This window comes from Marinovum algicola (assembly GCF_900109145.1).
GTDB classification, from domain to species: domain Bacteria; phylum Pseudomonadota; class Alphaproteobacteria; order Rhodobacterales; family Rhodobacteraceae; genus Marinovum; species Marinovum algicola.
Genome location: NZ_FNYY01000006.1, coordinates 127,283 through 150,269, shown reverse-complemented (window position 1 = coordinate 150,269; position 22,987 = coordinate 127,283). Strand labels below are relative to the sequence as shown.

Annotated in this window: 22 protein-coding genes; 11 read left to right on the top strand and 11 right to left on the bottom strand. The window is 63.9% G+C overall.

The window, feature by feature from the left end; translation table 11 throughout:
• The first annotated feature begins 58 nt into the window (after nucleotides 1-58).
• Nucleotides 59-997 (top strand): MurR/RpiR family transcriptional regulator, encoded by a 939-nt coding sequence (locus BMW90_RS10765; RefSeq protein ID WP_074836550.1) that lies wholly within the window; start codon nucleotides 59-61, stop codon nucleotides 995-997.
• A gap of 137 nt (nucleotides 998-1,134) precedes the next feature.
• Here BMW90_RS10765 and gyrB read toward each other — a convergent pair whose 3' ends face one another.
• The 7 genes from gyrB to mutM form a co-directional block, all read right to left on the bottom strand.
• The gene (gene gyrB / locus BMW90_RS10760) at nucleotides 1,135-3,552 is read right to left on the bottom strand and encodes a DNA topoisomerase (ATP-hydrolyzing) subunit B (protein WP_074836549.1); all 2,418 of its coding nucleotides are present in this window, start codon (nucleotides 3,550-3,552) and stop codon (nucleotides 1,135-1,137) included.
• A 232-nt stretch (nucleotides 3,553-3,784) separates the two neighbouring features.
• On the bottom strand, nucleotides 3,785-4,885 hold the full coding sequence (gene recF, locus BMW90_RS10755; protein ID WP_074836548.1) for a DNA replication/repair protein RecF: 1,101 nt from the start codon (nucleotides 4,883-4,885) through the stop codon (nucleotides 3,785-3,787).
• Between the two features lie 99 nt (nucleotides 4,886-4,984).
• Entirely contained in the window at nucleotides 4,985-6,103 is a 1,119-nt protein-coding gene (gene dnaN, locus BMW90_RS10750; protein WP_074836547.1) for a DNA polymerase III subunit beta, read from the bottom strand.
• Nucleotides 6,104-6,264: 161 nt separating this feature from the next.
• Nucleotides 6,265-7,659, bottom strand: a complete 1,395-nt coding sequence (gene dnaA, locus BMW90_RS10745) for a chromosomal replication initiator protein DnaA (protein WP_048528875.1) — start codon at nucleotides 7,657-7,659, stop codon at nucleotides 6,265-6,267.
• A gap of 491 nt (nucleotides 7,660-8,150) precedes the next feature.
• Nucleotides 8,151-8,414, bottom strand: a complete 264-nt coding sequence (rpsT, locus tag BMW90_RS10740; protein ID WP_048533612.1) for a 30S ribosomal protein S20 — start codon at nucleotides 8,412-8,414, stop codon at nucleotides 8,151-8,153.
• A gap of 190 nt (nucleotides 8,415-8,604) precedes the next feature.
• Nucleotides 8,605-9,381: an enoyl-CoA hydratase gene (locus BMW90_RS10735; protein WP_048533611.1), complete on the bottom strand. Its 777-nt coding sequence runs from the start codon at nucleotides 9,379-9,381 to the stop codon at nucleotides 8,605-8,607.
• Nucleotides 9,382-9,445: 64 nt separating this feature from the next.
• Nucleotides 9,446-10,297 (bottom strand): bifunctional DNA-formamidopyrimidine glycosylase/DNA-(apurinic or apyrimidinic site) lyase, encoded by an 852-nt coding sequence (gene mutM, locus BMW90_RS10730; RefSeq protein ID WP_074836546.1) that lies wholly within the window; start codon nucleotides 10,295-10,297, stop codon nucleotides 9,446-9,448.
• An 87-nt stretch (nucleotides 10,298-10,384) separates the two neighbouring features.
• Here mutM and ubiE point away from each other — a divergent pair, with 87 nt between their 5' ends.
• Together ubiE and ubiB are read left to right on the top strand one after the other, a co-directional pair.
• Nucleotides 10,385-11,137: a bifunctional demethylmenaquinone methyltransferase/2-methoxy-6-polyprenyl-1,4-benzoquinol methylase UbiE gene (ubiE, locus tag BMW90_RS10725; protein ID WP_074836545.1), complete on the top strand. Its 753-nt coding sequence runs from the start codon at nucleotides 10,385-10,387 to the stop codon at nucleotides 11,135-11,137.
• On the top strand, nucleotides 11,137-12,672 hold the full coding sequence (gene ubiB, locus BMW90_RS10720) for a 2-polyprenylphenol 6-hydroxylase (protein ID WP_074836544.1): 1,536 nt from the start codon (nucleotides 11,137-11,139) through the stop codon (nucleotides 12,670-12,672). The genes ubiE and ubiB overlap by 1 nt, the downstream gene beginning before the upstream one ends.
• Before the next feature lie 118 nt (nucleotides 12,673-12,790).
• Here ubiB and BMW90_RS26335 read toward each other — a convergent pair whose 3' ends face one another.
• The 3 genes from BMW90_RS26335 to BMW90_RS10710 form a co-directional block, all read right to left on the bottom strand.
• A complete protein-coding gene (locus BMW90_RS26335) occupies nucleotides 12,791-12,994 on the bottom strand; it encodes a hypothetical protein (protein ID WP_139211319.1) in 204 nt (67 codons plus the stop codon).
• A 227-nt stretch (nucleotides 12,995-13,221) separates the two neighbouring features.
• On the bottom strand, nucleotides 13,222-13,893 hold the full coding sequence (locus BMW90_RS10715; RefSeq protein WP_074836543.1) for a flagellar hook capping FlgD N-terminal domain-containing protein: 672 nt from the start codon (nucleotides 13,891-13,893) through the stop codon (nucleotides 13,222-13,224).
• A gap of 9 nt (nucleotides 13,894-13,902) precedes the next feature.
• Nucleotides 13,903-16,833, bottom strand: a complete 2,931-nt coding sequence (locus BMW90_RS10710; RefSeq protein WP_074836542.1) for a flagellar hook-length control protein FliK — start codon at nucleotides 16,831-16,833, stop codon at nucleotides 13,903-13,905.
• A gap of 115 nt (nucleotides 16,834-16,948) precedes the next feature.
• Between BMW90_RS10710 and BMW90_RS10705 the strand changes: the two genes are divergently transcribed.
• The 6 genes from BMW90_RS10705 (at nucleotide 16,949) to BMW90_RS10680 (ending at nucleotide 20,709) form a co-directional block, all read left to right on the top strand.
• Entirely contained in the window at nucleotides 16,949-17,230 is a 282-nt protein-coding gene (locus BMW90_RS10705; protein WP_048533605.1) for a rod-binding protein, read from the top strand.
• A complete protein-coding gene (locus tag BMW90_RS10700) occupies nucleotides 17,223-17,579 on the top strand; it encodes a hypothetical protein (protein ID WP_074836541.1) in 357 nt (118 codons plus the stop codon). Before BMW90_RS10705 ends, BMW90_RS10700 begins: the two co-directional genes overlap by 8 nt.
• Before the next feature lie 205 nt (nucleotides 17,580-17,784).
• Entirely contained in the window at nucleotides 17,785-19,053 is a 1,269-nt protein-coding gene (locus tag BMW90_RS10695; protein ID WP_048533603.1) for a flagellin, read from the top strand.
• 83 nt (nucleotides 19,054-19,136) lie between these two features.
• Entirely contained in the window at nucleotides 19,137-19,511 is a 375-nt protein-coding gene (gene flaF, locus BMW90_RS10690; RefSeq protein WP_048533602.1) for a flagellar biosynthesis regulator FlaF, read from the top strand.
• Nucleotides 19,508-19,912 carry a flagellar biosynthesis repressor FlbT gene (gene flbT / locus BMW90_RS10685; RefSeq protein WP_048533601.1) on the top strand — a complete coding sequence of 135 codons (405 nt, stop codon included), beginning with the start codon at nucleotides 19,508-19,510 and terminating at the stop codon, nucleotides 19,910-19,912. The genes flaF and flbT overlap by 4 nt, the downstream gene beginning before the upstream one ends.
• On the top strand, nucleotides 19,909-20,709 hold the full coding sequence (locus BMW90_RS10680; RefSeq protein WP_074836540.1) for a DUF1217 domain-containing protein: 801 nt from the start codon (nucleotides 19,909-19,911) through the stop codon (nucleotides 20,707-20,709). Before flbT ends, BMW90_RS10680 begins: the two co-directional genes overlap by 4 nt.
• 5 nt (nucleotides 20,710-20,714) lie before the next feature.
• Here BMW90_RS10680 and BMW90_RS10675 read toward each other — a convergent pair whose 3' ends face one another.
• On the bottom strand, nucleotides 20,715-22,097 hold the full coding sequence (locus BMW90_RS10675) for a FliI/YscN family ATPase (protein WP_074836539.1): 1,383 nt from the start codon (nucleotides 22,095-22,097) through the stop codon (nucleotides 20,715-20,717).
• A gap of 85 nt (nucleotides 22,098-22,182) precedes the next feature.
• Between BMW90_RS10675 and BMW90_RS10670 the strand changes: the two genes are divergently transcribed.
• Nucleotides 22,183-22,572 carry a FlgB family protein gene (locus tag BMW90_RS10670; RefSeq protein WP_074836538.1) on the top strand — a complete coding sequence of 130 codons (390 nt, stop codon included), beginning with the start codon at nucleotides 22,183-22,185 and terminating at the stop codon, nucleotides 22,570-22,572.
• A gap of 16 nt (nucleotides 22,573-22,588) precedes the next feature.
• Nucleotides 22,589-22,981, top strand: a complete 393-nt coding sequence (gene flgC / locus BMW90_RS10665; RefSeq protein WP_074836537.1) for a flagellar basal body rod protein FlgC — start codon at nucleotides 22,589-22,591, stop codon at nucleotides 22,979-22,981.
• Nucleotides 22,982-22,987 lie beyond the last annotated feature (6 nt).

Genomic DNA, 22,987 nt, shown 5'->3' with positions numbered 1-22,987 from the left:
TGTACTTTATTGTCAGTCATATGTATCTAAGGTACGCAAACGGATGAAACGGTGACCCATGCCAAGCGATCGATCAGACCTGTCGTCCTCGTCGGAACTGCCAGTGCGCGGCCGCGCCAGGGTGGCCGATGTCATCTCGGAATTGCGCAAGCACGACGGCAATTTTGCCGCCCGGGAACAGAAGGTGGCGGATTTCGTCAAAGCCAATCTGAACACGGTCTCGGACATGACCATTGCCAAGGTTGCCGAAGCCGCCGATGTCAGCACGCCGACGGTGATCCGGTTTTGCCGGACGCTTGGCTGCGACGGATTTCGCGAGTTCAAGCTGCGCCTGGCCCAGAACCTGGCGGTGAGCCAACAATATCTTCAGCCCGCCATCGCCGCCGGCGACGACGGCCTGTCCGGCACCGCGCTCGACCGTGTGCTCGGCGCGCTTTATGCCACCCTCTCGGCCGCCCAGAACCAGGTGGATCCGCAGCAGATCGCCGCGGCCGGCACGCTTCTGGCACACGCCCGGCAGGTGGTGTCGGCCGGCATCGGCGGCGGCTCCTCGATGCTTGCCACCGAGGCCGCCAACCGGCTTTTTCGCCTCGGCATCCCCAGCGCGTCGGTCAATGACAGCTACGTTTTGCAGATGCGGGCCGCGACCCTGGGCCCCGGTGACGTGATGCTGCTGTTTTCTTCCAGCGGTGAGGCCGACGCCGTGGTCGGCGCCGCCCGCGTGGCGCGCAGCTACGGCGCCGCCACCCTCGGCATCTCCCGGGCCGGCTCTCGCCTGGCCGACGCCTGCGAAACCGCAATCGGCCTCGACCTGCCGGAAGACAGCGACATCTTCAAACCGACGCCGTCGCGCTTTGCCTATCTGGCCATTCTCGACGCGCTGGCGCTGTCCGTGGCGCATGAAAACACCGACAAGACCCGCGAGAACCTGCGCCGCATCCGCGCCTCGCTTACCGCCTACCACGGCCGGACCGACCCGCAACCTCTGGGCGACTAACGCCGTTGCCGGCACCGCGACCGCCACCAGCGGAGCCTGGCGCCGGTCTCGCGCGAGACCGAAACTTGCGGTGGCGGCAGTTCGCTTTACCTCACTCCAGCATGAGCCGTTTGTGACCCTGCATCCCCTACAGCCCTTTAGAAATCCAGGTTCTCCACGCTCAGCGCGTTTTTCTGGATGAATTCGCGCCGCGGCTCCACGACGTCGCCCATCAGCTTGGTAAAGATGTCATCGGCCTCGGCCACGTCATCGACCTTGACCTGCAACAAGGTCCGGGCGTCCGGATCGAGGGTGGTTTCCCAGAGCTGGTCGGGGTTCATCTCGCCCAGACCCTTGTAGCGCTGAAGCGTGTTGCCCTTTTCGCCCTCTTCCAGGATCGCCTTCAAGAGATCGAGCGGACCGTGGATCACCTGATGACGATCCTTGCGGTGCAGGGTGGCCGCGCTGCCGTAGATTTCCTGGAGCGACTCGGTAAAGCTGCCGGTGCGGCGGGCCTCTCCCGAGCGCAGCATCGGGCCGTCAAGGGTGCGCACCTCTTCGACGCCGCGCAGGATGCGGGCCAGGCGGATGCCGTGATCCTGGGTGATCCTGCCGCGCCAGCCCATTTCGTATTCCAGCGCGATCAGATCGAGCCGCTGCGCCACCTTGTCGGCGACGCCCTGCAAATCGGCATCCACCGCGCCGGGCACGAAGGCGCCGGCAATCGCCGCCTGTTCGAGAATGTGGCGCGGGTAATGCGTCGGGAAGGCGTCGAGCACGCGCTTGAGCTGGCGCGCTTCTTCGACCACCCGCAGAAGGTCCTGCCCGGTGATCTCCTCGCCGCCGGCGAGTTTCAGCACTGCGCCGTCAACCCCTTGATTCATCAGGTAATCATCCATTGCCGCTTGGTCCTTGAGATAAACCTCGGACTTGCCGCGGCTGACCTTGTAGAGCGGCGGCTGGGCGATATAGAGATAGCCGCCCTCGATCAGCTCGGGCATCTGCCGGTAGAAGAAGGTCAGAAGCAGGGTGCGGATGTGGGCGCCGTCGACGTCGGCGTCGGTCATGATGACGATCTTGTGGTAGCGCAGCTTGTCGATGTTGAACTCGTCCCGGCCGATGCCGGTGCCGAGCGCCATCACCAGGTTGCCGATCTCCTGCGACGAGAGCATGCGGTCGAACCGCGCGCGTTCCACGTTGAGGATCTTGCCCTTGAGCGGCAGGATCGCCTGGGTGCCCCGGTCGCGGCCGGTCTGGGCCGAGCCGCCGGCGCTGTCCCCCTCGACGAGAAAGAGCTCGGTCTTGGCCGGATCCTTTTCCGAGCAGTCCTTGAGCTTTCCGGCCAGGAAATTGACGTCCATCGCGGATTTTCGGCGGGTCAATTCCCGTGCCTTGCGGGCGGCCTCGCGCGCCATGGCGGCTTCGATGATCTTGCTGACGATCATCTTGGCTTCATTGGGGTTTTCCTCGAACCACTCCGACAGTTTCTCGCCGACAAGGTTCTCGACCGCAGGCCGCACCTCGGAGCTGACCAGCTTGTCCTTGGTCTGCGAGCTGAACTTGGGATCGGGCACCTTGACCGAGAGCACGCAGGTCAGCCCTTCGCGGGCGTCGTCGCCGGTAAAGTTGACCTTCTCGCGCTTGGCGATGCCGCTTTCCTGAGCGTATTTCTGGATCGTCCGGGTCAGCGCGCCGCGGAACCCCGCAAGGTGGGTGCCGCCGTCGCGCTGCGGGATGTTGTTGGTAAAGGGCAGCACCGTCTCATGGTAGCTGTCGTTCCACCACATCGCCACTTCGACGCCGATCTCGTCGCGTTCGCCCTGCACATAGATCGGCTCGGGCATCATCGCGTGCTTGTGGCGGTCGACATATTTGACGAATTCCTTGACCCCACCGTCATAGAACAGCTCGATGTGCAGCGGCTCGGCCGGACGATCATCCTCGAGGATGATCTTGACGCCGGAATTCAGGAAGGCGAGTTCGCGCAGGCGCTTTTCCAGCACATGGAAATCGTAGTCGAGGTTCGAGAAGGTGTTGGTCGAGGCAAGGAAACGCACCTCGGTGCCGCTTTCGCCCTCGGCATCGCCGGTGACGCGCAGATGCTCGGTGGTCTCGCCATGTTCGAACTTGGCGTAATGCACCTTGCCGTTGCGCCAGACCCGCAGCTCTAGCCAGACCGAGAGCGCGTTGACGACCGAAACGCCGACGCCGTGCAACCCGCCCGAGACCTTGTAGGAATTGCTGTCGAATTTGCCGCCGGCGTGAAGCTGGGTCATGATGACCTCGGCCGCCGAAACACCCTCTTCCTCGTGGATGTCGACCGGAATTCCGCGGCCGTTGTCACGCACCGAGACAGAGTTGTCCGCGTGGATTTTCACATGCACATAGTCGGCATGACCGGCCAGCGCCTCGTCGATGCCGTTGTCCACCACCTCGTAGACCATGTGATGCAGACCCGAGCCGTCGTCGGTGTCGCCGATGTACATGCCGGGACGTTTGCGGACAGCTTCTAAGCCTTTGAGAACCTTGATCGAATCCGCGCCATATTCGGGTGCGGGTTGTGCTTGCTCGGACATGCGATGCCTTCTTTTTCTCTCGCCCGGAATATATGCGCTTTTTGCGTATATGTCACGCAGATGCCACAAGATTTTGTGTGTCGGCCGGTCCCCGCCGCGGGCTCTCTCGGGCCGTGGGGGGAGGTCCCGGATCGGGCCCGGGACAGGGGCGACCGACGCACCACCGATGCCGCAGACCAGCCCCCGCCCCGGACCCGATCCGGGGCCGCCCCGCGCGCAATGGCACGCTTGGTCAGCCGGTGGCGATCGAGGAGGCGCCGCCCGTCTCGCTGACCTCGAAGCGCTGCGCCCGGGCACCCAGGTCGGCAAAAAGCTCCGGCCCGGTGCCGGTCATCCAGGCCTGGGCGCCAAGGGCGCAGATTTCATCATAAAGCGCGGCGCGGCGGGCGGCATCGAGATGGGCGGCGACCTCGTCGAGCAGAAGGATCGGCGGGCTGCCGATATCGCGCGCCAGCGCCCTTGCATTGGCGAGGATCAGCGAGATCAAAAGCGCCTTCTGCTCGCCGGTCGAACAATCGCGCGCCGGCACCCCCTTGGCGGCAAAGACGGCGTGCAGCTCGGCCCGGTGCGGCCCCACCATGGCGCGGCCGGTGGCCAGATCGCGAAACCGGCTCTCGGCCAGCGCGGCGCGCAACTCGGCTTCGCCGGCCGGCATCTCGCCTTCGGTGGCGGTGAGGTCAAGCTCGCTCACCGGAAAGGCGGTCTCGGTGTCCGCCTGGGCCTCGGCGATCCGCGCGAGCGCCGCCTGCCGGTTGGCGTGGATCACCGCGCCGGCGCGGGCCATCTGCACCTCGAGCGCGGAATACCAATGGGCGTCGCGCACCTGATCCTTGAGCAGGCGATTGCGCTCGCGCATCGCCTTTTCGTAATCCAGCACTGCCTGGGCATGGTCGGGAAAGAAGCTCAGCGTCATCCGGTCGAGGAACCGCCGCCGCCCATCGGCGCCTTCGATCCACAGCCGGTCCATCGAGGGGATCAGCCAGAGAACGCGGGCAAATTTGCCCAAGGCGATCTGGCTGGCGGGCTTGCCGTCGATCCTGACCTGCCGGGCGCTGCCCTGTTCTGACAGGCTCTCGATTTCACGGGCGCGGGTGTCGGCCTCGAGCATGGCGGTGATCTTCCAGCCCAGCGCCTCGGGCCGGCGGGTCATCTCTTCGGCGCTGGCCCGGCGCAACCCGCGGCCCGGCGACATCAACGAGACGGCTTCGAGAATGTTGGTCTTGCCGGCGCCATTGGCGCCGTAAAGCGCGACGGGGCGGGCATCGGTCGTCATCTCCACGCGCTTGTGCGAGCGGAAATGCGAAAGTTTGAGGTGAGTCAGATGGGTCGGCATGACCTAGCCACGTAGCGCAAACCGCGCGATCGCCGCCGCAGACGGCCGGTCGGCGATGGCGCGGCGGCCTGCGGCCCAGATTCCGCGCCGGAAAGGCACTCAGACCCGCATCGGCATGACGACATAAACCGCGCTGGTGTCATTGCCTTCGCGCATCAGGGTCGGATCGCCGGCGGAATTAAACATGAAGACCGCGTTCTCGCGGTCCACCTGGCTGGCGATCTCCAGCAGGTATTTCGCGTTGAACCCGATCTCGAGCCGCTCATCGCCGTAGGCCACGGCCAGCTCTTCCTCGGCGGCGCCGCTGTCGGGCGCGTTCACCGAGAGCACCAGCCGATCCTCGTCCAGCGCCATCTTCACCGCCCGCGACCGCTCGGACGAAACCGTCGCCACCCGGTCGACCGCGCGGGCGAAATCGCTGGCATCGACTTCGAGCTTGCGGGTGTTGCCCTGCGGAATGACGCGGGTGTAATCGGGGAAGGTGCCGTCGATCACCTTGGACGTCAGCATGATGTCCGGCGTGGCAAAGCGCACCTTGGTCTCGGAGACCGAGACCGCGATTTCCATGTCGTCATCGTCCAGCAGCTTGCGCAGCTCGCCCACGGTCTTGCGCGGTACGATCACGCCGGGCATCTCGCCGGCGCCATCGGGCAGCGGGGCGTCGATCCGCGCCAGACGGTGGCCATCGGTGGCAACGCAGCGCAGCGCCTTGCCCTCTTCGCCATCCGCGACATGCATGTAGACGCCGTTCAGGTAATACCGCGTCTCTTCCGTGGAAATGGCGAATTTCGACTTGTCGAACAGCCGCCGCAGAACCGGCGCCGGGGCCGAGAAGTTGGACGAATATTCCGAGGTCGCCATCACCGGGAAATCCTCGCGCGGCAGCGTCGCCAGCGAGAAATTCGACCGTCCGGCCTCGACCGTCAGCCGGCCCGAGGCGCCTTCTTCGGCCAGAGTCACCAGCGCGCCATCGGGCAGCTTGCGAACGATCTCGTGCAGGGTGACGGCGGCAACGGTGGTGGCGCCGGCGCGTTCGACCTGGGCGGCGGCCTTGTCGACCACCTCGATATCAAGGTCGGTGGCGCGGAAGGACACGGTATCCCCCTCGGCTTCGATCAGGACATTGGCAAGGATCGGGATTGTGTTGCGGCGCTCGACAACCGATTGCGCCTGCGCGACGGCCTTGAGCAACGTGCCGCGTTCGATACTGATTTTCATACCCTGTCCCTCCGAAAGCCCGGGACCGGCACGTTAGCCGCATCCCCCCAGCGCTCCAAGCCCTTTTCGGGCAATTACGAGAGGTTTCCAATGGTTTGAGAGGGGCGTCAAGGGCACGACGGGCCAAGATCGCACTCGGCCCGCCAATCGTGCTTTCCCGCCTACGCTTCCAGCGTCCGGCGCAGCATCTCCAGGTCTTCGGCGATCTGGCCGTCCTGCACCTTGAGCTCTTCGATGCGCCGCACCCCGTGCATCACGGTGGTGTGGTCCCGCCCGCCAAAGCGGCGGCCGATCTCGGGCAGCGAGCGGCTGGTCAGCTGCTTGCAGAGATACATCGCCACCTGACGCGGCCGCGCAAACACCCGCAGCCGCTTCGGCCCGATCAGCTCGGACATGCGGATGTTGTAATGCTCGGCCACCTGGCGCTGGATCTCCTCGATGGTGATCTTGCGTTCCGAGGCGCGCAGCACATCGGCCAGACAATCCTGCGTCAGCTCCATGGTGATCGGCCGGCCGACCAGCGAGGCAAAGGCGAAAAGCCGCGTCAGCGCGCCTTCGAGCACCCGCACGTTGGTCGAGATCCGGTGCGCGAGGAATTCGAGCACCTTCTCGTCGAGCTCCAGCTCGGGATATTGCAGCCGGTGCGTCGCCAGCTTGGAATGCAGGATGCCAAGGCGCAATTCGTAATCCGTCGGGTGCAGATCGACGACAAGACCGGATTGCAGCCGCGACTGGATGCGGTTCTCCATATCCTTGATCTCGCCCGGCGCGCGGTCGGCCGAAATGATGATCTGCTTGTTCTGATCCACCAGCGCGTTGAAGGTGTGAAAGAACTCCTCCTGGGTGCTGTCCTTGCCGGCGATGAACTGGACGTCATCCACCATCAGCACATCAACCGAGCGAAAGATCTGTTTGAAATCCATCATTTTGCGGTCGCGAAGCGCCTGGACGAAACGATACATGAACTGCTCGGCCGACAGGTAGAGCACGTTGAGATGCGGCGAGCGGCTTTTCAGCTCCCACGCGATGGCATGCATCAGGTGCGTCTTGCCGAGGCCCACGCCGCCATAGAGAAACAGCGGGTTGAATGTCACCTCGCCCCCCTCACCGACGCGCCGCGCCGCGGCATGCGCCAGCTCGTTCGGCTTGCCGACGACAAAGGTGTCGAAGGTGAACCGCTTGTCGAGAGGCGCGCTGGGCAGCAAGTCGGCCAGATCTGCGCGTGATGTCATCGACTGTGTCGCCTTGGTTTGTGTTTGTCCGGTCCGGTCGGGCGTGTTCGCTGCACGCGACACCGCCGGCATGCTGGCCTTGTTGGCCGGCACGTCAAACTCGATCCGGCGCACATCCGCCCCGGCATTGGTCATAGCATACAGCAGCAAATCCCCAAAATTGCGCTGAACGTAATTGCCTAGAAAACTGGTCGGCACATTGAAATGCGCCACCCCGTCCGTCACCCCTTCGAATTGTAGCGGCTCGATCCAATTGGTGAAGTTGTTTGCTCCAACGGTCTCGCGCAACTGCCCCTGTAGTGCTCCCCACTGGTCTTTTGTCATGTGTCCCTGCGTCCGTTCCCATGTACCCGGCGGCCTCGCGGCTACCGGCGCTAAAAAATATGACCGGTGGTCCCCATACCGGGCGGACCCGGCAACACCAGCCATCCTATAGAAACACCTTTCCCCTCCGGAGACCGATGGACTCCGAGATTCGGCCTGGCGACCTTGTGTTTCCGTCTTGGACATGGCTTCGAGCACAATGCTCTAATATGCTGTAAACACGGCCGTATCCGGCTCTTGTCCACATCAATTCAGTCGGTGCAAATCGACTGGCTTCGCCTGTCCCCCCAGTGCGAGCTGACTCGCAAGACCGAAACTAGCAACCTCGCACGTAGAGCGGCAACCGAAACTAAATGTTGACTCGGGTTGTGCATAAAAAGAATCCCCAGCCCTGTGCAACAATGCCACTATGCCCATTTGCGCCCACTGATATTGCACGAAAAAAGCGCCCCAATGGGGCGCTTCCCGTAACTTTACGTCACTTGAACGGCTTAGCCGATTGCGTTGACCCGTGCCGACAGACGCGACATTTTGCGCGATGCGGTGTTCTTGTGCATGACGCCTTTGGTCACGCCGCGCATCAGCTCGGGCTGGGCCGCGCGAAGTGCCTTGGTTGCCGCATCCTTGTCGCCCGAGGCGATCGCCTCTTCGACCTGGCGCAGATAGGTGCGGATGCGCGAACGGCGTGCCTTGTTGACGGCAAAGCGCTTTTCGTTCTGACGGGCGCGTTTCTTGGACTGGGGCGTATTGGCCATGCTGATCTTCCCTTTCGCGGGTCTGGTATGTCGATGTTACGCGATGCCAGACCGGCCCGGACCTGATGTCACCGGGGATGATTCTAGCCAGAGCGGGCTGCACGCGCATGTATGGCGGCGGGATATAGTGAACTTCGCCGCCTTTGCAAAGGCCAAAAGCGCAGTCGCCCAGGCCTTTGCCGCTTCCGGTCTATTTGTCGCGGAACTGCGCTTCGCGCTTTTCCTGAAAGGCCGCCATGCCCTCCTTCTGGTCTTCGCTGGCAAAGAGCGACTGGAACAGCCGCTTTTCGAACAGCAGACCTTCGGACAGCGAAACCTCTTCGGCGCGGTTCACCGCTTCCTTGGCGGCGACGGTGGCCAGCATGGATTTCTCGGCGATCTTCTGGGCCGCGCCCTGGGCCTCTTCCATCAGCTTCTTGGCCGGAACCACGCGGCTGACAAGCCCGGCGCGCTCGGCCTCTTCGGCATCCATGAAGCGCCCGGTCAGGTGCATGTCCATGGATTTGGACTTGCCCACCAGCCGGGTCAGACGCTGGGTGCCGCCAATGCCGGCAATCACGCCGAGGTTGATTTCGGGCTGGCCGAACTTGGCGGTGTCGGCGGCAATGATGAAATCGCACATCATCGCAAGCTCGCAGCCGCCGCCCAGCGCATAGCCCGCCACCGCCGCGATGATCGGCTTGCGGGTGGCGGTGATCGCCTGGTGCTCGGTCCAGAAATAATCCTCGGTAAACACGTCCACAAAGGATTTCTCCGACATTTCCTTGATGTCGGCGCCAGCGGCAAATGCCTTGCTCGAGCCGGTGAGGATGATGCAGCGCACCTTGTCGTTCGCCGATGCTTCGCCCAACGCCTTGCAGAGCTCGCGCAGCAACTGAGAGTTGAGAGCGTTGAGCGCGTCCGGCCGGTTCAGGGTGATGGTGGCAACGTGGTCGTCTACTTCGACGGTGATCGTCTCATAGGCCATGTCAGATGCTTTCCGTTGTTGCGGTCGATTTCACGTGCTTATCACTCTGAATGTGCGGTTCAACCTATCTTTGGCACACCGGACAATAGAAGCTCGAGCGGCCCGATTGCACGATCCGCGCCACGGTTCCGGCGCATTCGGGGGTGCGGCAGGGCTGTCCCTCGCGGCCGTAAACATCGAAGCTGTGCTGAAAATATCCAAGCTCGCCATCGGCTTGGCGGAAATCCTTGAGCGAGGAACCGCCAGCGGCAATCGCCTCCGTCAGCACGGCGCGGATTGCCGGCACCAGCCGCGCCGCCCGGACCGAAGAGAGGGCGCGCGCCTTGCGACGTGGCGATATTCCGGTGCGAAACAGCGCCTCGCAAACATAGATATTGCCCAATCCCGCGACGATCTTTTGATCTAGCAAGGCCGATTTGATCGGCGTATTGCGTGTTTTCAGCGCCGCCACCAGGTAGGATTCGCTGAATTCGTTGCCCAGAGGCTCCGGCCCCAGCTTCGCAAGGAGCGGATGCGCCTCGGCCCGGTCGGTCGCCATCAGATCCATCGCGCCGAACCGGCGCGGATCGTTGAAGGTGACACGCGCTCCGCCCGCCATGTCAAAGACCACATGGTCATGTTTTTCCGGCGCCGGGTGGTCGTGCACGAACCGCCCCAGCGGATCGCCGGAAATCAGGATGCGCCCCGACATGCCCAGGTGAATCAGCAGCGTCTCGCCGCTGCCCAGATCGGCCAGGATGTATTTCGACCGCCGCCGCAGCCGCAGAACAATCTGCCCTTGCAACCGCTCGGCCATCCGTTCGGGGAACGGCCAGCGCAGATCCGGCCGGTTCACCGCCACCTGAGACATGGCGACACCCTCCATCACGGGGGCCAGGCCGCGACGAACCGTCTCGACTTCGGGCAATTCGGGCATTGGCAGGCCTTCCTTTCGGGGGGCCGCATTGTAACGGCCATTCAGCGCTCTATAAGAAAGCCGGAGACAATAAAACGGCAAGCCCCCATGAGTGACGACGCGCAGAAGACAACGCATTTCGGCTATCAGACCGTGCCCGAAGAGGAAAAGGCCGGCCGGGTGCAGGGCGTCTTCAATTCCGTGGCCTCGCGCTACGACGTGATGAACGACGCCATGTCGATGGGCATTCACCGGATCTGGAAGGATGCGATGATGGACTGGCTGGCGCCGCGCCCGGGGCACAGGCTGCTCGACGTGGCCGGCGGGACCGGCGACATTTCCTTTCGCTTCCTGAAACGTGCGGGCCAGGGCTATGCCACCGTGCTCGACCTGACCGAACCGATGCTGATCGAAGGTCGCAAGCGCGCCGAGGCCGAACAGATGGCCGGCAGCCTCGACTGGGTGGTGGGCGACGCCATGGCCCTGCCCTTCCCCGACAATACCTTTGACGTCTATACCATCAGCTTCGGCATCCGTAACGTGACCCGGCCCGAAGAGGCGCTCTCCGAGGCCTACCGCGTGCTGCGCCCCGGCGGCCGGCTCATGGTGCTGGAATTCAGCCAGATTCCCAATCCCGGGCTGCAATGGGCTTATGACCGCTATTCCTTCAACGTCATTCCCGCCATGGGCCAGGCGATCGCCGGCGACCGCGACAGCTATCAATATCTGGTCGAATCGATCCGCCGCTTCCCGGATCAGGACACCTTTCTCGGGATGGTCCGCACCGCCGGCTTTGAACAGGCCAAGTATCGCAACCTGACGCTGGGCGTTGCCTGCCTGCATTCCGGCTGGAAGCTCTGATGCGCGGCCCGCACAATGTCCTGCGGCTGATCCGCACCGGCGCCACGCTGGAACGCACCGGCGCGATGAACGACGTGCTCGACGCGCTGGATGCGCCGCCGGCCTTGCGCGCTGCGGCAAAAACCCTGGGCTGGCCGTTCAAATGGCTGGGCTTTCGCGGCGACCCCAGCCTGCCGCCGGTGACCCGGGCGCTGACGGCGATGGGGCCGGCCTATATTAAGTTCGGCCAGATCCTCTCGACCCGGCCGGACGTGGTGGGCGACGATCTGGCGCAACAGCTGCGCGTCTTGCAGGACAAGCTGCCCCCCTTCACCGTCGAGGCCGCCCGCACCAGCATCACCCAGGCGCTGGGCCGCCCCGCCGACGAGATCTTTGCCGAGATCAGCCCGCCGGTCGCCGCCGCCTCGATTGCCCAGGTCCACAAGGCCCGGGTGCGCGAGACCGGCGAGACCGTGGCCGTCAAGGTGCTGCGCCCCGGCATCGAACGCGCCTTTCGCCAGGACATCGACGCCTTCTATTTCGCCGCCCGCGCCATCGAGCTGATATCGCCCTCGTCGCGGCGTCTGCGCCCGATGGAAGTGATCCGTCATTTCGAAGGCGTCGTGATGGGCGAGCTTGACCTGCGGCTGGAAAGCGCCGCCGCCTCGGAATTCGCCGCCAACACCAAGGACGACGACGGCTTTCAGCTGCCCGAGATCAAATGGCACCTGTCGGATCGCCGGGTGATGACCATGGGCTGGGCCGAGGGTGTGCCGCTGGGCGACAACGCCGCGCTGGACGCCGCCGGGCATGACCGCGTGGCGCTCTCCGAGCGGGTCTTGCAGCTGTTCCTCAGCCACGCCCTGCGCGACGGTTTTTTCCATGCCGACATGCACCCCGGCAACCTCAAGGTCGCGCCGAGCGGCGATATCATCGCTTATGATTTCGGCATCATGGGCCATATCGATGAATACACCCGCCGGGTTTATGCCGAGATCCTCTTTGGCTTCATCCGCCGCGACTATCAGCGCGTCGCCAAAGTGCATTTCGAGGCCGGTTATGTCCCCGCCGACCGCGATGTGGATGAATTTGCCCGCGCCCTGCGCGCCGTCGGCGAACCCATTTTCGGCATGGATGCGACGCGCATTTCCATGGCCAAGCTGCTCTCGTACCTCTTTGAAGTGACGGAACGTTTCGGCATGGAGACTCGCACCGAGCTGATCCTGCTGCAACGCACGATGGTGGTGGTCGAAGGCGTGGCCCGCGCGCTGAACCCACGCATGAACATCTGGGAAGTCGCCCATCCGATTGTCGAGGATTACATCCGCGGCAGTCTCGGGCCGCGCGCCTTTGCCGGCGATCTCGCCCGCACCGCGCAGGTTCTGGCGCGGTTCGGGCCGCGACTGCCGGCGCTGGTGGAAAACGCGCTGCTCGCCGAGGCCGGGCGCAACGCCGATCCCGCCCCCGACAAGGGCCGCAAGTCCCGGTGGGCCTATCTCGCGACCGGTCTTCTTGCCGGGTTCGCCACCGCCGCCGTGCTGCTGCCGCTGTTCTGAACGGCGGCGTCACGGCCCGGGCCGGGGCGTTCAGGTCCGAGCGGCTCGGTTTTGGCCCCCAAACGCAGAAACGGCGACCATCCGGGCCGCCGCATCAGGAATTCTCTGTAAAAAAAACTTAGTCGGTGCCCGACGAGCTGCCGCTGCCATTCGAGGCTGCTGCAATGATCACCAAGGTGGTCACGGCGCCAATAACGGCCAGTTCAGTGGTACCTTGAGTCGCAACAAAGGGATCTGCGGCCGTATCAGCTTGCTGAGCAACAGCAGGTGCAGCCGACGCAATAAAAGTAGCAGCTGCTGCTGCCATGGCAAATTTTTTCATAATGTTCTCCAGACATTCTTGGGTGAACACGCACCCCACGCGGAAAGAAGCTACTACGAAGGCCCTTTGGTTTCAAACCCGTTCATCGTGAAAATCCTGCGAAAATTCGCTGCCCCGCGCACCGCGTCTTTTGTGCAACAAATCGGCGTGACCCAAGGTTTTTTGTGTCGAGAATGCATCATGTGCCCAATTTCCGCTGCTCAAATACCGGTCAACTGGTGTAGCATTCACCCCAGAGCGCGAACTCCGGTGATGTTTTCCACGTCTACGGGGTATCCACCGTTGAGCACAAGCACAAGTTCTCCGTTGTTTATGCGGGCTTCCGTCACTTCCTGATAGCTCGAAACCGGTGTCTGACCGATTGATTCGGCCTGCGAAATGTTGTCCACCACAAAGTTGTAGTGGCCGGCCACAAACGGCGTGCCGCTGTCATCGACGCCGGCCCATTCAAAGGTGGTCTGTCCGGGCGTCAATGGCAGTCGCTGCACCAGAGTGTCCGTGTCGTCATAGACCTCGAGATAGCTCTCGTCAGTCAGATGCGACGGGGCCACCGAGAGGGCAATCGGCGTGCCGTCGAAATAGGCCGGCGCGTCAGAGCGCACCGCGCGACCGACCCAGTTCGCCATATCGCCCAGCCCGCCGACCCCCAGAAGGGTGATCATGCTGCCCAACAGGTCGTTGGTGACAACCTGTTGCTCGACAGAGGAAAACGTCGCCAGTTGCGAGGCGAATTCGGTGGAATCGAGCGGGTTGAGCGGGTCCTGATTGCGCATCTGCGCGGTGAGCATTTGCAGGAACGTGTCAAAGTCGGAAGACAACGCACCTCTGCTCGAAGTGGTCGGCACCGGCGACGCAGCCTGCGCTGTGGTCTGTGCCTGCGGGCTGGTGGCTGGGATCATCTCGCTCTCCTATACACGGATATCGAGGCGCGCGGCCGCGCCCTCGGTTTCAGGCCCGGGCGCGGCATCCTCCGCCTCGGCTGTTTCTGGCGAAACTTCCGGGTCACCCGCCGGGATTTCGGACCAGGGCTGGCGCTTGCTCTGACCGGAGGTGGAGAATTCGAAAGCGATTTCGCTGTATCCGAGGTCGCGGAAGGCGCGTTCGACGACGTCGATATGGCGCCGCATGAGATCATGGGTTTCGGGCCGTTCGGTGACAACCTGAAGCAGGATCTGCCCCTCCTGCCCGCGCATCCGCATCTGGACACGCCCGAGCTCTTCCGGTCGCAGGGTGATTTCGGTGAATTCGCCGGGCATGGCGCGCACGACTGGGGCCATCTGCTGGGCAATCTCACGCGCCATCGTCTGCGCGGCGTGGGCCGTCGGCGGCCCCTGCGACCCGCTCTGCCTGAGCAGGCTCTCCGCCTGTGGCGCGCTCGGGGTCTCTGGCGCAAAACCGGCCGGGCTCACCAAGGCGGCCCGCTCGTCCGACGCCGCGACCTGTCCTGCCCCAGCCCTGACAATCAACTCGGCAACCGGGCGGCCGGAGAACTCACCACGGCCCGTTGCAAGCCGGTCGCCGGGAGCTTCCGCTTCGTCCCCCCGATCGGGACCCCGATTTTGAAGGCCCGTCGACACATGGTCGGGCAAGGGGTCGAAACCGGTCGAGATCCCTGGGCGCGTGGCGTCCATCCGATCAAGGCCTCGCGGCGCAGGCTCCCTCCGCTGGCGGTGGGTCGATACCTCAGGATCACCTGTGGTTACAGGCCTGCGAGCATCCTCGCCGGTTTCGTCTGGCCCGCTTAGGCCATTGCGGGGCGGAAAGGCAGCCGGATCGGCAGCTGACCTGGCGACAAACTTGTCGCCTGTCCCGGCACCGCCAGAGGAATTTGCCCACGGGAGGCTCGCCACCACACCGGACGCCCCGGACATCGGTGCCGAAGTTGGAACGTCCCGCCCGGCGCGACGCCCCGCCCGGCCAGGGTCAGGGGACTCGCGCGCCATTGGCTCGGTTTCAGCGGGCTGTTCGCGCGTTGCTCGGTCTGCTGAAATGGCGGCAAGCCGGGGGTTCCGGTCGCGAAAATGCAGCTGCGCGCCGTCGGTCTGCACGTCACGCGGGACGGCCTTTGGGCGCGGGTGGTCCGGCTCGAAGAAGTATTCATTTGCCGGAAAGCGAGCCCCCCCACCCCGGTTCGCCTCCGCCGCTTTGACCGGCGCCGCAGCCGGCTGCGGAATGTCGCCCGGAGGCCGCGAGATGGCGCCGCTCTTCTCTGCACTACTCCCGGCCGCTGTCGTCTTGCCCTCGGCGCCGGCCATCATTTCCGTCGAAGGCCGTTCCCGCGGCCCGGCCAAATCTCGGGCAGAATTTGCGGACGGCGGCCCAGATGCCCCCTCCGATAGAGCAGAGCCCCCAATAGCCGCCATCATCGGAGATCTAACGCGCCGAAAATTCGACATATCCCCAGTGCTTTCCGGTTCTGCCGGCCGCATCGACCTCGGGTGTTTCACCTCGCTTGACCTAGCTTCGCTCGACGGGATCGTCAGCGCCGGAACGGCGGCGCGCCGTGGTGATCCGTTCTGGGTGGAATAGCCGTAACGCGGGTCCGACACATCCGTCGCACCCCGCCCCGGGTTCGGCTTCGGTTCAGCAGTTGCCGCCGGAAAAAGAACCGCCTCCTCCTGCGACAGCGGATTGCGATGTCCGGGGCTGTCATCCGGCATTTCCGCGCCCTGCGCCGACCGACTAGAACCCGCAGGCGGGACATGGGTGTTTTGTCGGTCTGTCGGCTGGAGCCATTGTTGCGGCGGGGATTTCACCTCGGTGGGCTCGCGAGGCGGCCGGGAAGATGAAGCCTGTGCGGAGCGGCCCGAAGCCGCGCGCGCATCCTTCCGGCTCGGTTCAGAAATTATCGGCAGGGGCTCCGATGGCATGGCGGTCATCTGCCTCGGGGCGCGCTCTGCGCCCATCGCCGTGTCCGTGACTGCGCGAGCCTCACCGGCGGCGCGCCGATCAGCCAATGCCGGTTGCGCCGCTGCGGGCTCCGGCCCAACCGAGCGTCCGGGCCAATTGTGCGGTGCCGGCTTGCCACTCGTCAGCGGCGCAATGCGAGAGGAATTCCTGGTTTCCACCGCGGCGGCGCGCACAATCATATCCGGCACGCGCCCGCGCGCGGAGTCCGTTTCCGAGGGATCGATTTTTCGGAAGGCACGTTCCGCCTGATCGGGCTTTTCCCTCCAATTCGAATCCGTCGGAGATTCCGAGTTTTTCTTCAATTCTTCAATAGGTTGACGCGACATAGCCATCCGCGTATCGGCGTCCATGTCAGCGCCTTGCCCCCGCGGTTTCGGCGTCTGCTCAACCGGCCCTAGTAACTTTGCATCGGGCGCATCCCCGTTGCCGGACAGCAAGGCGGGCGGCTGTGTCGACAAGCCGTCGCCGCCACGGCGTGCAGCGATATTCCCATCGGCAAGGAAATCCGCTTCGGGTTGCACGGGCCGATCCGCAGGCAAAGGCCAGGTCGACCCGCTGCTCTCCGCCTCGGGCACGGCGGACAGGGTGGCCACCGTCTTGGCATCAGCCTTGTCCGCCGCGATTTCCCGGCCTTCCGGTGCAGGCCCGATCGTTTCGGGCGGGCTCACCTTGGCGGAAGGGGGCTGGGCCAATTCGGCGACGGCCGCCTCCGGGGCGGTTGCATCCGAACCCTTCCGATCAGGCGCAGCCCCCGTTCCCCCAACGCCAGGAGCGGCTGCGTTGCCCTTCTCCTTGTCAGCAAAGGCGCTCCGGCCAGTCAGGAACATCTGGCTGAAGCTGACCGTTCGCTCCGCGCCCGGAGGGAGACCTTCGAGCTTCGGCACAGCGCGCAGAAACCCGAGGCCGCCGGAAATCGATTCAATTTGCATAAGGACTCCAGGAATTCTTCCCAACTCCAGCCTTTATCCGCCATGACGGTTACCAGTTCTTTACCGGTCCTGCGGCAAATTGGAAAAAACCGGAACAATTTGTGAGGACTGCCCAATGTCATTATTGATTCAGCCAATTGGCCCACATGTGGCCCGGCAACCAGCCACCTCCGAAGAAGCAAGGCAAGTGGCGCATGAATTGGAAGTGACGTTTTTGGCGGAAATGTTGAAATCCGCCGGATTCGGCAGACAACCGGACAGTTTCAACGGTGGAATAGGAGAAGAACAATTCTCATCGTTTCTCGTTCGCGCGCAGGCGAATGCGATGGTCGAAGCCGGTGGATTGGGGCTGAGCGAAGCGTTCGTCAAAACGATGATCGAGGCCGAAAATGGCTGATCGCGACATAGCAATTCTGGACGAATTGAACGATCTTCTGGAGACCGAGCGGGCGGCGCTTCTCGCGGGCGACATTGATGCCGTGGGGCGCGTGCTCGACACCAAGGAGAAATTGCTGCGTGACCTGGCTGAATGCGCCGCCTCCGACACCGAAGGGCTTGACGAGATTCGCATCAAAATCACTCGTAATCAAGAACTTATTGAAAGCGCCATGAAGGGGATCGAGGCCGTCGCACAGAGATTCGCAGCGATTCGAAAGGTGCGCAGGTCGCTTGAGACCTATGACCGCTCCGGCCGGCGCAAGATGATCGATATATCCCCCGGAGGCCGGCTTGAAAAACGGGCCTGACCGTTTTTAGGCGAATCCTGCCAAACAATGAGGCACGCATTAGCAAACCCTTAGGACAACGGCTCCATGGTGGCGATGCACCCCTGATGGTGGCGCAATCAACGCGAAGTTCGTGCAGATTGCAAGTGTCAGAATGACAGAGATGCCGGGAGACCGGCTGTGGCATGAAATTGACGCAAAAGCGTCTCGCTTATGAGGATAATCTATGTCCAGTATTCTGACCAACTCCAGCGCAATGGTCGCGCTTCAAACCCTCAAGGGGATCAACAAAAGCCTTTCGGATGTGCAATCGGAAATTTCGACCGGTAAATCGGTGGCCAATGCCAAGGACAACGCCGCGATCTGGGCAATTTCCAAAGTCATGGAATCCGATGTGCAAGGCTTCAAGTCGATCGGCGAGAATCTCTCGCTGGGCCAATCGACCGTGGCTGTCGCGCGGAACGCTTCCGAGACCGTCACAGATCTTCTGACCGACATGAAGGATCTGATTGTCAGCGCCCAGGCGGACAATCTCGATCGCGGAACGCTTCAGGACGACGTCCAGGCCATCATCGGCCAGATCGAATCGGTGGTCGGCGCCGCGCAGTTCAACGGATTGAATCTGGTCAACGGCACGGCCGGCGCCTTCAACTCCAACGGCAATCTCGGCGCCGATGTGCTGTCGTCGCTGGACCGAGACAATTCCGGCGCGATCAGCGTGTCCAACATCGGCGTCGATGCTCAGAACCTGTCGACAGATACCGGCACGACGATCACGGCGGCCACCGCCGACACCGCATCGCTGGACGAAAACGGCGGCACCGACGACGATGTCCAGATCGCGCTCGGCTCGGCCTTCCTTGACACGAGCGGCGGCGCAACCGGCACGTCGGCGCTCAAGGCCTCTGACGCGGGTGTCGACAATGCGGTCACCACCGGCCTTGTCGCCGGCGATACCATGCGTCTGCAAATCGGCAATATCGAGGGCAGCTATGTCGTTCGGGAAGGCGACAATGCAAATGCCGTCCTGGCCGGTCTGAAAAACGGCATGCTGCAAGCCGGGCTCGATACCAACGACTTCTCGCTGACGCTCGGGGCGGGCACGCTCGATGTCGAGAACCTCACTTCCGAGACCGGCATCGGCGTCACGCTGACCCAGGAACGCGGCACCGGCGCCCTGGCGCAGCTGTCCAGCATGGATGTCTCGACCGAGGCCGGCGCGGAAACCGCGCTGGGCAATATCGAAGGCATGATCCAGGCGGCCACGTCAGCCGCGGCGGCCTTCGGCTCGGTCGAAAGCCGGATCGAGACCCAATCGGACTTCATCATGAACCTGGCCGATTCACTGACCTCGGGCATTGGCAGCCTGGTGGACGCCGACATGGAAGAGGCCTCGGCCCGCCTCCAGGCCCTTCAGGTGCAGCAGCAACTGGGTGTGCAGGCGCTTTCGATCGCCAATCAGGCGCCGCAGCAGCTCCTGTCGCTCTTCCGGTAACCGAGACGGACGGGGGCGAAGGCCGTCTTCGCCCCCCGACCGCCCGATGACAACAATTCATACTCCAGAAGGAAGGATGCGGCATGAACGCTCAGTCCATGGCCCACCGCGCCTATGCGCAATCCGCCGCCACGAAAACCGATCGCCGGGCCGAATACGAGACCATTGCCCGCACCACCCACGAATTGAAGGCCGCCGCCGAAAAGGCGACCTCGGATTTTCCCCGTCTTGCCGGCGCCCTGCACCGCAACAACAGGCTCTGGACCATCCTCGCCGCCGACGTCGCCGATCGCGACAACCCCCTGCCCCAGGATCTCAAGGCGCGGATCTTCTTTCTGTCGGAATTCACCAAGCGCCACAGTGCACAGGTGCTGGCCCGGAAAGCCACTGTCGTGCCGCTTCTGGAAATCAACACCGCGATCCTGCGCGGCTTGCGTCGCGGGAGCGCGAGAACATGACCGGGCTCGTTCTCAAACTCGGGCCCAAGGAACGAGTGCTGATCAATGGCGCGGTGATCGAAAACGGCGACCGGCGCAGCCGGCTCAACATCGTGACCCCAAACGCCAATATCCTGCGCCTGCGCGACGCCATTCATCCGGAAGAAGCGAATACGCCGGTGCGCCGGGTCTGTTTCGCCACGCAGCTTGTGCTGACCGGCGACGCCGAACCGGATGAAACCCGGTTGCAGCTGCTGCGGCGGATCGAGGAACTCAGCCAGATCCTCACCGATACCGACAGCCGCCGCCACTTGACCGCCGCGACCGATGCCCTGCTCGGCGATCAGTTCTACCAATGTCTCAAGTCGCTGCGCGCGCTTATCCCGCGCGAGGACCGAATTTTTGCCGCGGGGCACAGATGAGCTTTCAACCGATCCTTCCAGGCACCGGCCTCGTCGGCTGGAAGCTTCTGAGCCGGACGATGGAAACCCAGCAGGCCGCGCTCAACCGGTCGGCGGAGATCTCGCGCGACACCGCCTATTTCGCGGCCAATATCGCCAAGGTCGACACCGCCGAACAGCTGGTCGGCGATCGCCGCTTGTTGCGCGTGGCGCTGGGGGCCTACGGGCTTCAGGAGGATATCGACAACAGGTATTTCATTCAGAAAATCCTTGCCGACGGCACCCTGGCGCCGGATGCGCTGGCCAACAAGATGGCCGATGATCGCTATACCCAATTCGCCGAGGCTTTCGGTTTCGATCAGCCGCTCGGCCCCCACACCGCCGGTGCGGATTTTGCCAAAACCGTGGTGGAGAAATTCAACCGGGCCTCCTTCGAGGCGTCGGTGGGCGCGCAGGATGACAACCTGCGGATCGCGCTCTACGCCGACCGCGCGCTTCCCGAACTTGCCGCCGACACCGGCACCACCGAAAACGGCCGCTGGTACACGGTGATGGGCGTGCCTGCCCTGCGCAAAATCTTTGAAACCGCGCTCAACCTGCCGGACAGCTTCTCGCAGCTCGAACTCGACCGTCAGCTCGCCGTGTTCCGCGAAAAATCGCAGGCGCGGTTCGGCGTATCAGAGGTGGCGGATTTTGCCGATCCCGAGCTGCGGGAACGGCTGGTGGAACAATTTCTGCTGCAAGGCCAGCTTCAGGAGAGTGCCGCTCTTTCCGGCATGTCGGTGGCGCTGACCCTGCTTCGGAACATCCCGCAATAGGCCTGTCACGGGCGGGGCTGCGGCCGCGCGGCGGGCGGCCTGGCCAGCGGTTTCGATTTCGGGCGAAAGGCCTCGGCCTCCCGCAACACGACCTCCAGCCGCGCAAAGCTCTTGTCGATGCTGTCTTCTTGCTGCGCGATCAGCCCGTCGAGCTTGTCAAAGACCTGCACCGCCTGGTCGAGCACCGGATCGCCACCCGCGCTGTAAAGCCCGGCTTTGATCATGGTTTCCGAACCGTGGTAGGCACTGAGCAGTTTTCGGGCGAGGCCGATACGCGCGTTCTCGCGTTCGGTGGCGCACTCCGGCAGGCTGCGCGAGACCGAGCGTAGGACGTTGACAGCGGGAAACCGGCCGCGTTCGGCGATGGCCCGCTCCAGCACCACATGCCCGTCGAGCACCCCGCGCAGCACATCGGCCACCGGCTCGTTCATGTCGGACCCGGCGACCAGCACGGTATAGATCGCGGTGATATCGCCGCCGGTCTCCGGCCCCGGCCCGGCGCGTTCGCAGAGCGACATGATCATATGCGCCATCGAGGGCGGATAGCCGCGCAGCGCCGGCACCTCGCCGCCCGCCACGGCAACCTCTCGATGGGCGTCGGCCAGCCGGGTGATCGAATCGGTCAGAAGCAGCACCTGAAGGCCCTGATCGCGAAAATGCTCGGCAATCGCCATGGCCGCGGCGGGGCAGCGGCGGCGCACCAGCGGCGAGCGATCCGAGGTGGCGGCGACGACGACACTGCGCGCCATGCCTTCCGGCCCCATGACATCATCGACGAAATCGCGCAGCTCGCGGCCACGCTCGCCGACCAGCGCGACCACCACGACATCGGCCTCCATCTTGCGGGCGAGATGGCCGAGCAGGCTGGTCTTGCCGACGCCCGAACCGGCAAACAACCCGATCCGCTGGCCGCGCACGATCGGCAGCATGGTGTTGAACAGCACCAGCCCGGTACCGAGCCGCGCCCCCAGCCGCCGGCGACTGGCCGGATCGGGTGGCCGGGCGTGGATCGGCCGCAGCTCCGGCCCGCCATGCAGCGCGCGGCCATCGAGCGGTAGGCCGTAGGGGTCGATCACCCGGCCGATCCAGCCGGCATGCGGCGCAATCTGCGCCTCGGGCATGAGGAACACCTTGTCGCCCAGCGCCACCCCTTCAAGCGCGTCATCTGGCAGCATCATCACCCCGCCAGCCGCGATCTTGAGCACCTCGCCGCCCAGCGCCGCCCCGCGCGAACGCACCAACCGCAGCTGATCGCCCATGCGCACATTCTGCCCGAGGCCCGCCACCATCAGATAGGTGCCATCGACGCTGGCCACCCGGCCGAACGGCCGGACCGGCGTGAGCCCCGCAATCCTGTTTTTCAAACCTTCCAGCCGCGGCGTCTGCATCGTGCGCCTCCATTATCTGCTGAAAACCATTTCTAAAGGAATCAGGGTTAAGCCTTGATTGAAGCCAATCGAGGGAGAAGCCCCGATGTTCGACAATCTCGAAGTCCTGCAAATGTCGCAGGCCATGGCCCGCCATGCCGGGGCCAGACAGGCGATTGCCGCGCGCAATCTCGCCCATGCGGATACCCCTGGCTACAAGGCCCGCGACCTGGTCGCCTTTCCGCAGCTTGTCCTGCAACAGCAGGCCCAGTTCGGGCTGCGCGCCACCCGCGACAGTCATCTCTCCGGCGCCCGCGCCGAAGGCGCCGCCGCGCCGGTGGAAGATCCGGGCGCAATCAGCGACCCCAATGGCAACTCTATCTCACTCGAAACCGAAATGCTGCGCGCGGTCGACATCCGCCGCCAGCATGACAAGGCGCTCGCCGTCTACCGAGCCTCGCTCAACATCCTGCGCTCGAGCCTTGGCCGCCAGTGACCCGGAGCCCTGACACATGACCGATTTCTCATCCTCTTTCTCAGTTTCTGCCAGCGGGCTGAAAGCCCAGGCAGCGCGACTTCGCCATGTTTCGGAAAACATCGCGAATGCCGACACCCCCGGCTATCGGCGCAAAACCGTGCCGTTCGAAGAGATGCGCCAGAACGGCGACACGCGGGGCCAGGTGACCACCGGTCGCGTCAGGCTGGATCAGAACGATCTGGCCAAAATCTACGATCCCTCGCATCCGCTGGCCGATGACACCGGCCATTACGAGGGGTCGAACGTCAACCTGGTGATCGAGATTGCCGACGCCAGGGAAGCCCAGCGCAGCTACGAGGCCAACGTCAAGATGTTCGACCAGGCACGCCAGATGTCATCGAGCCTGATGGAGCTGTTGCGCAGATAACCCGAT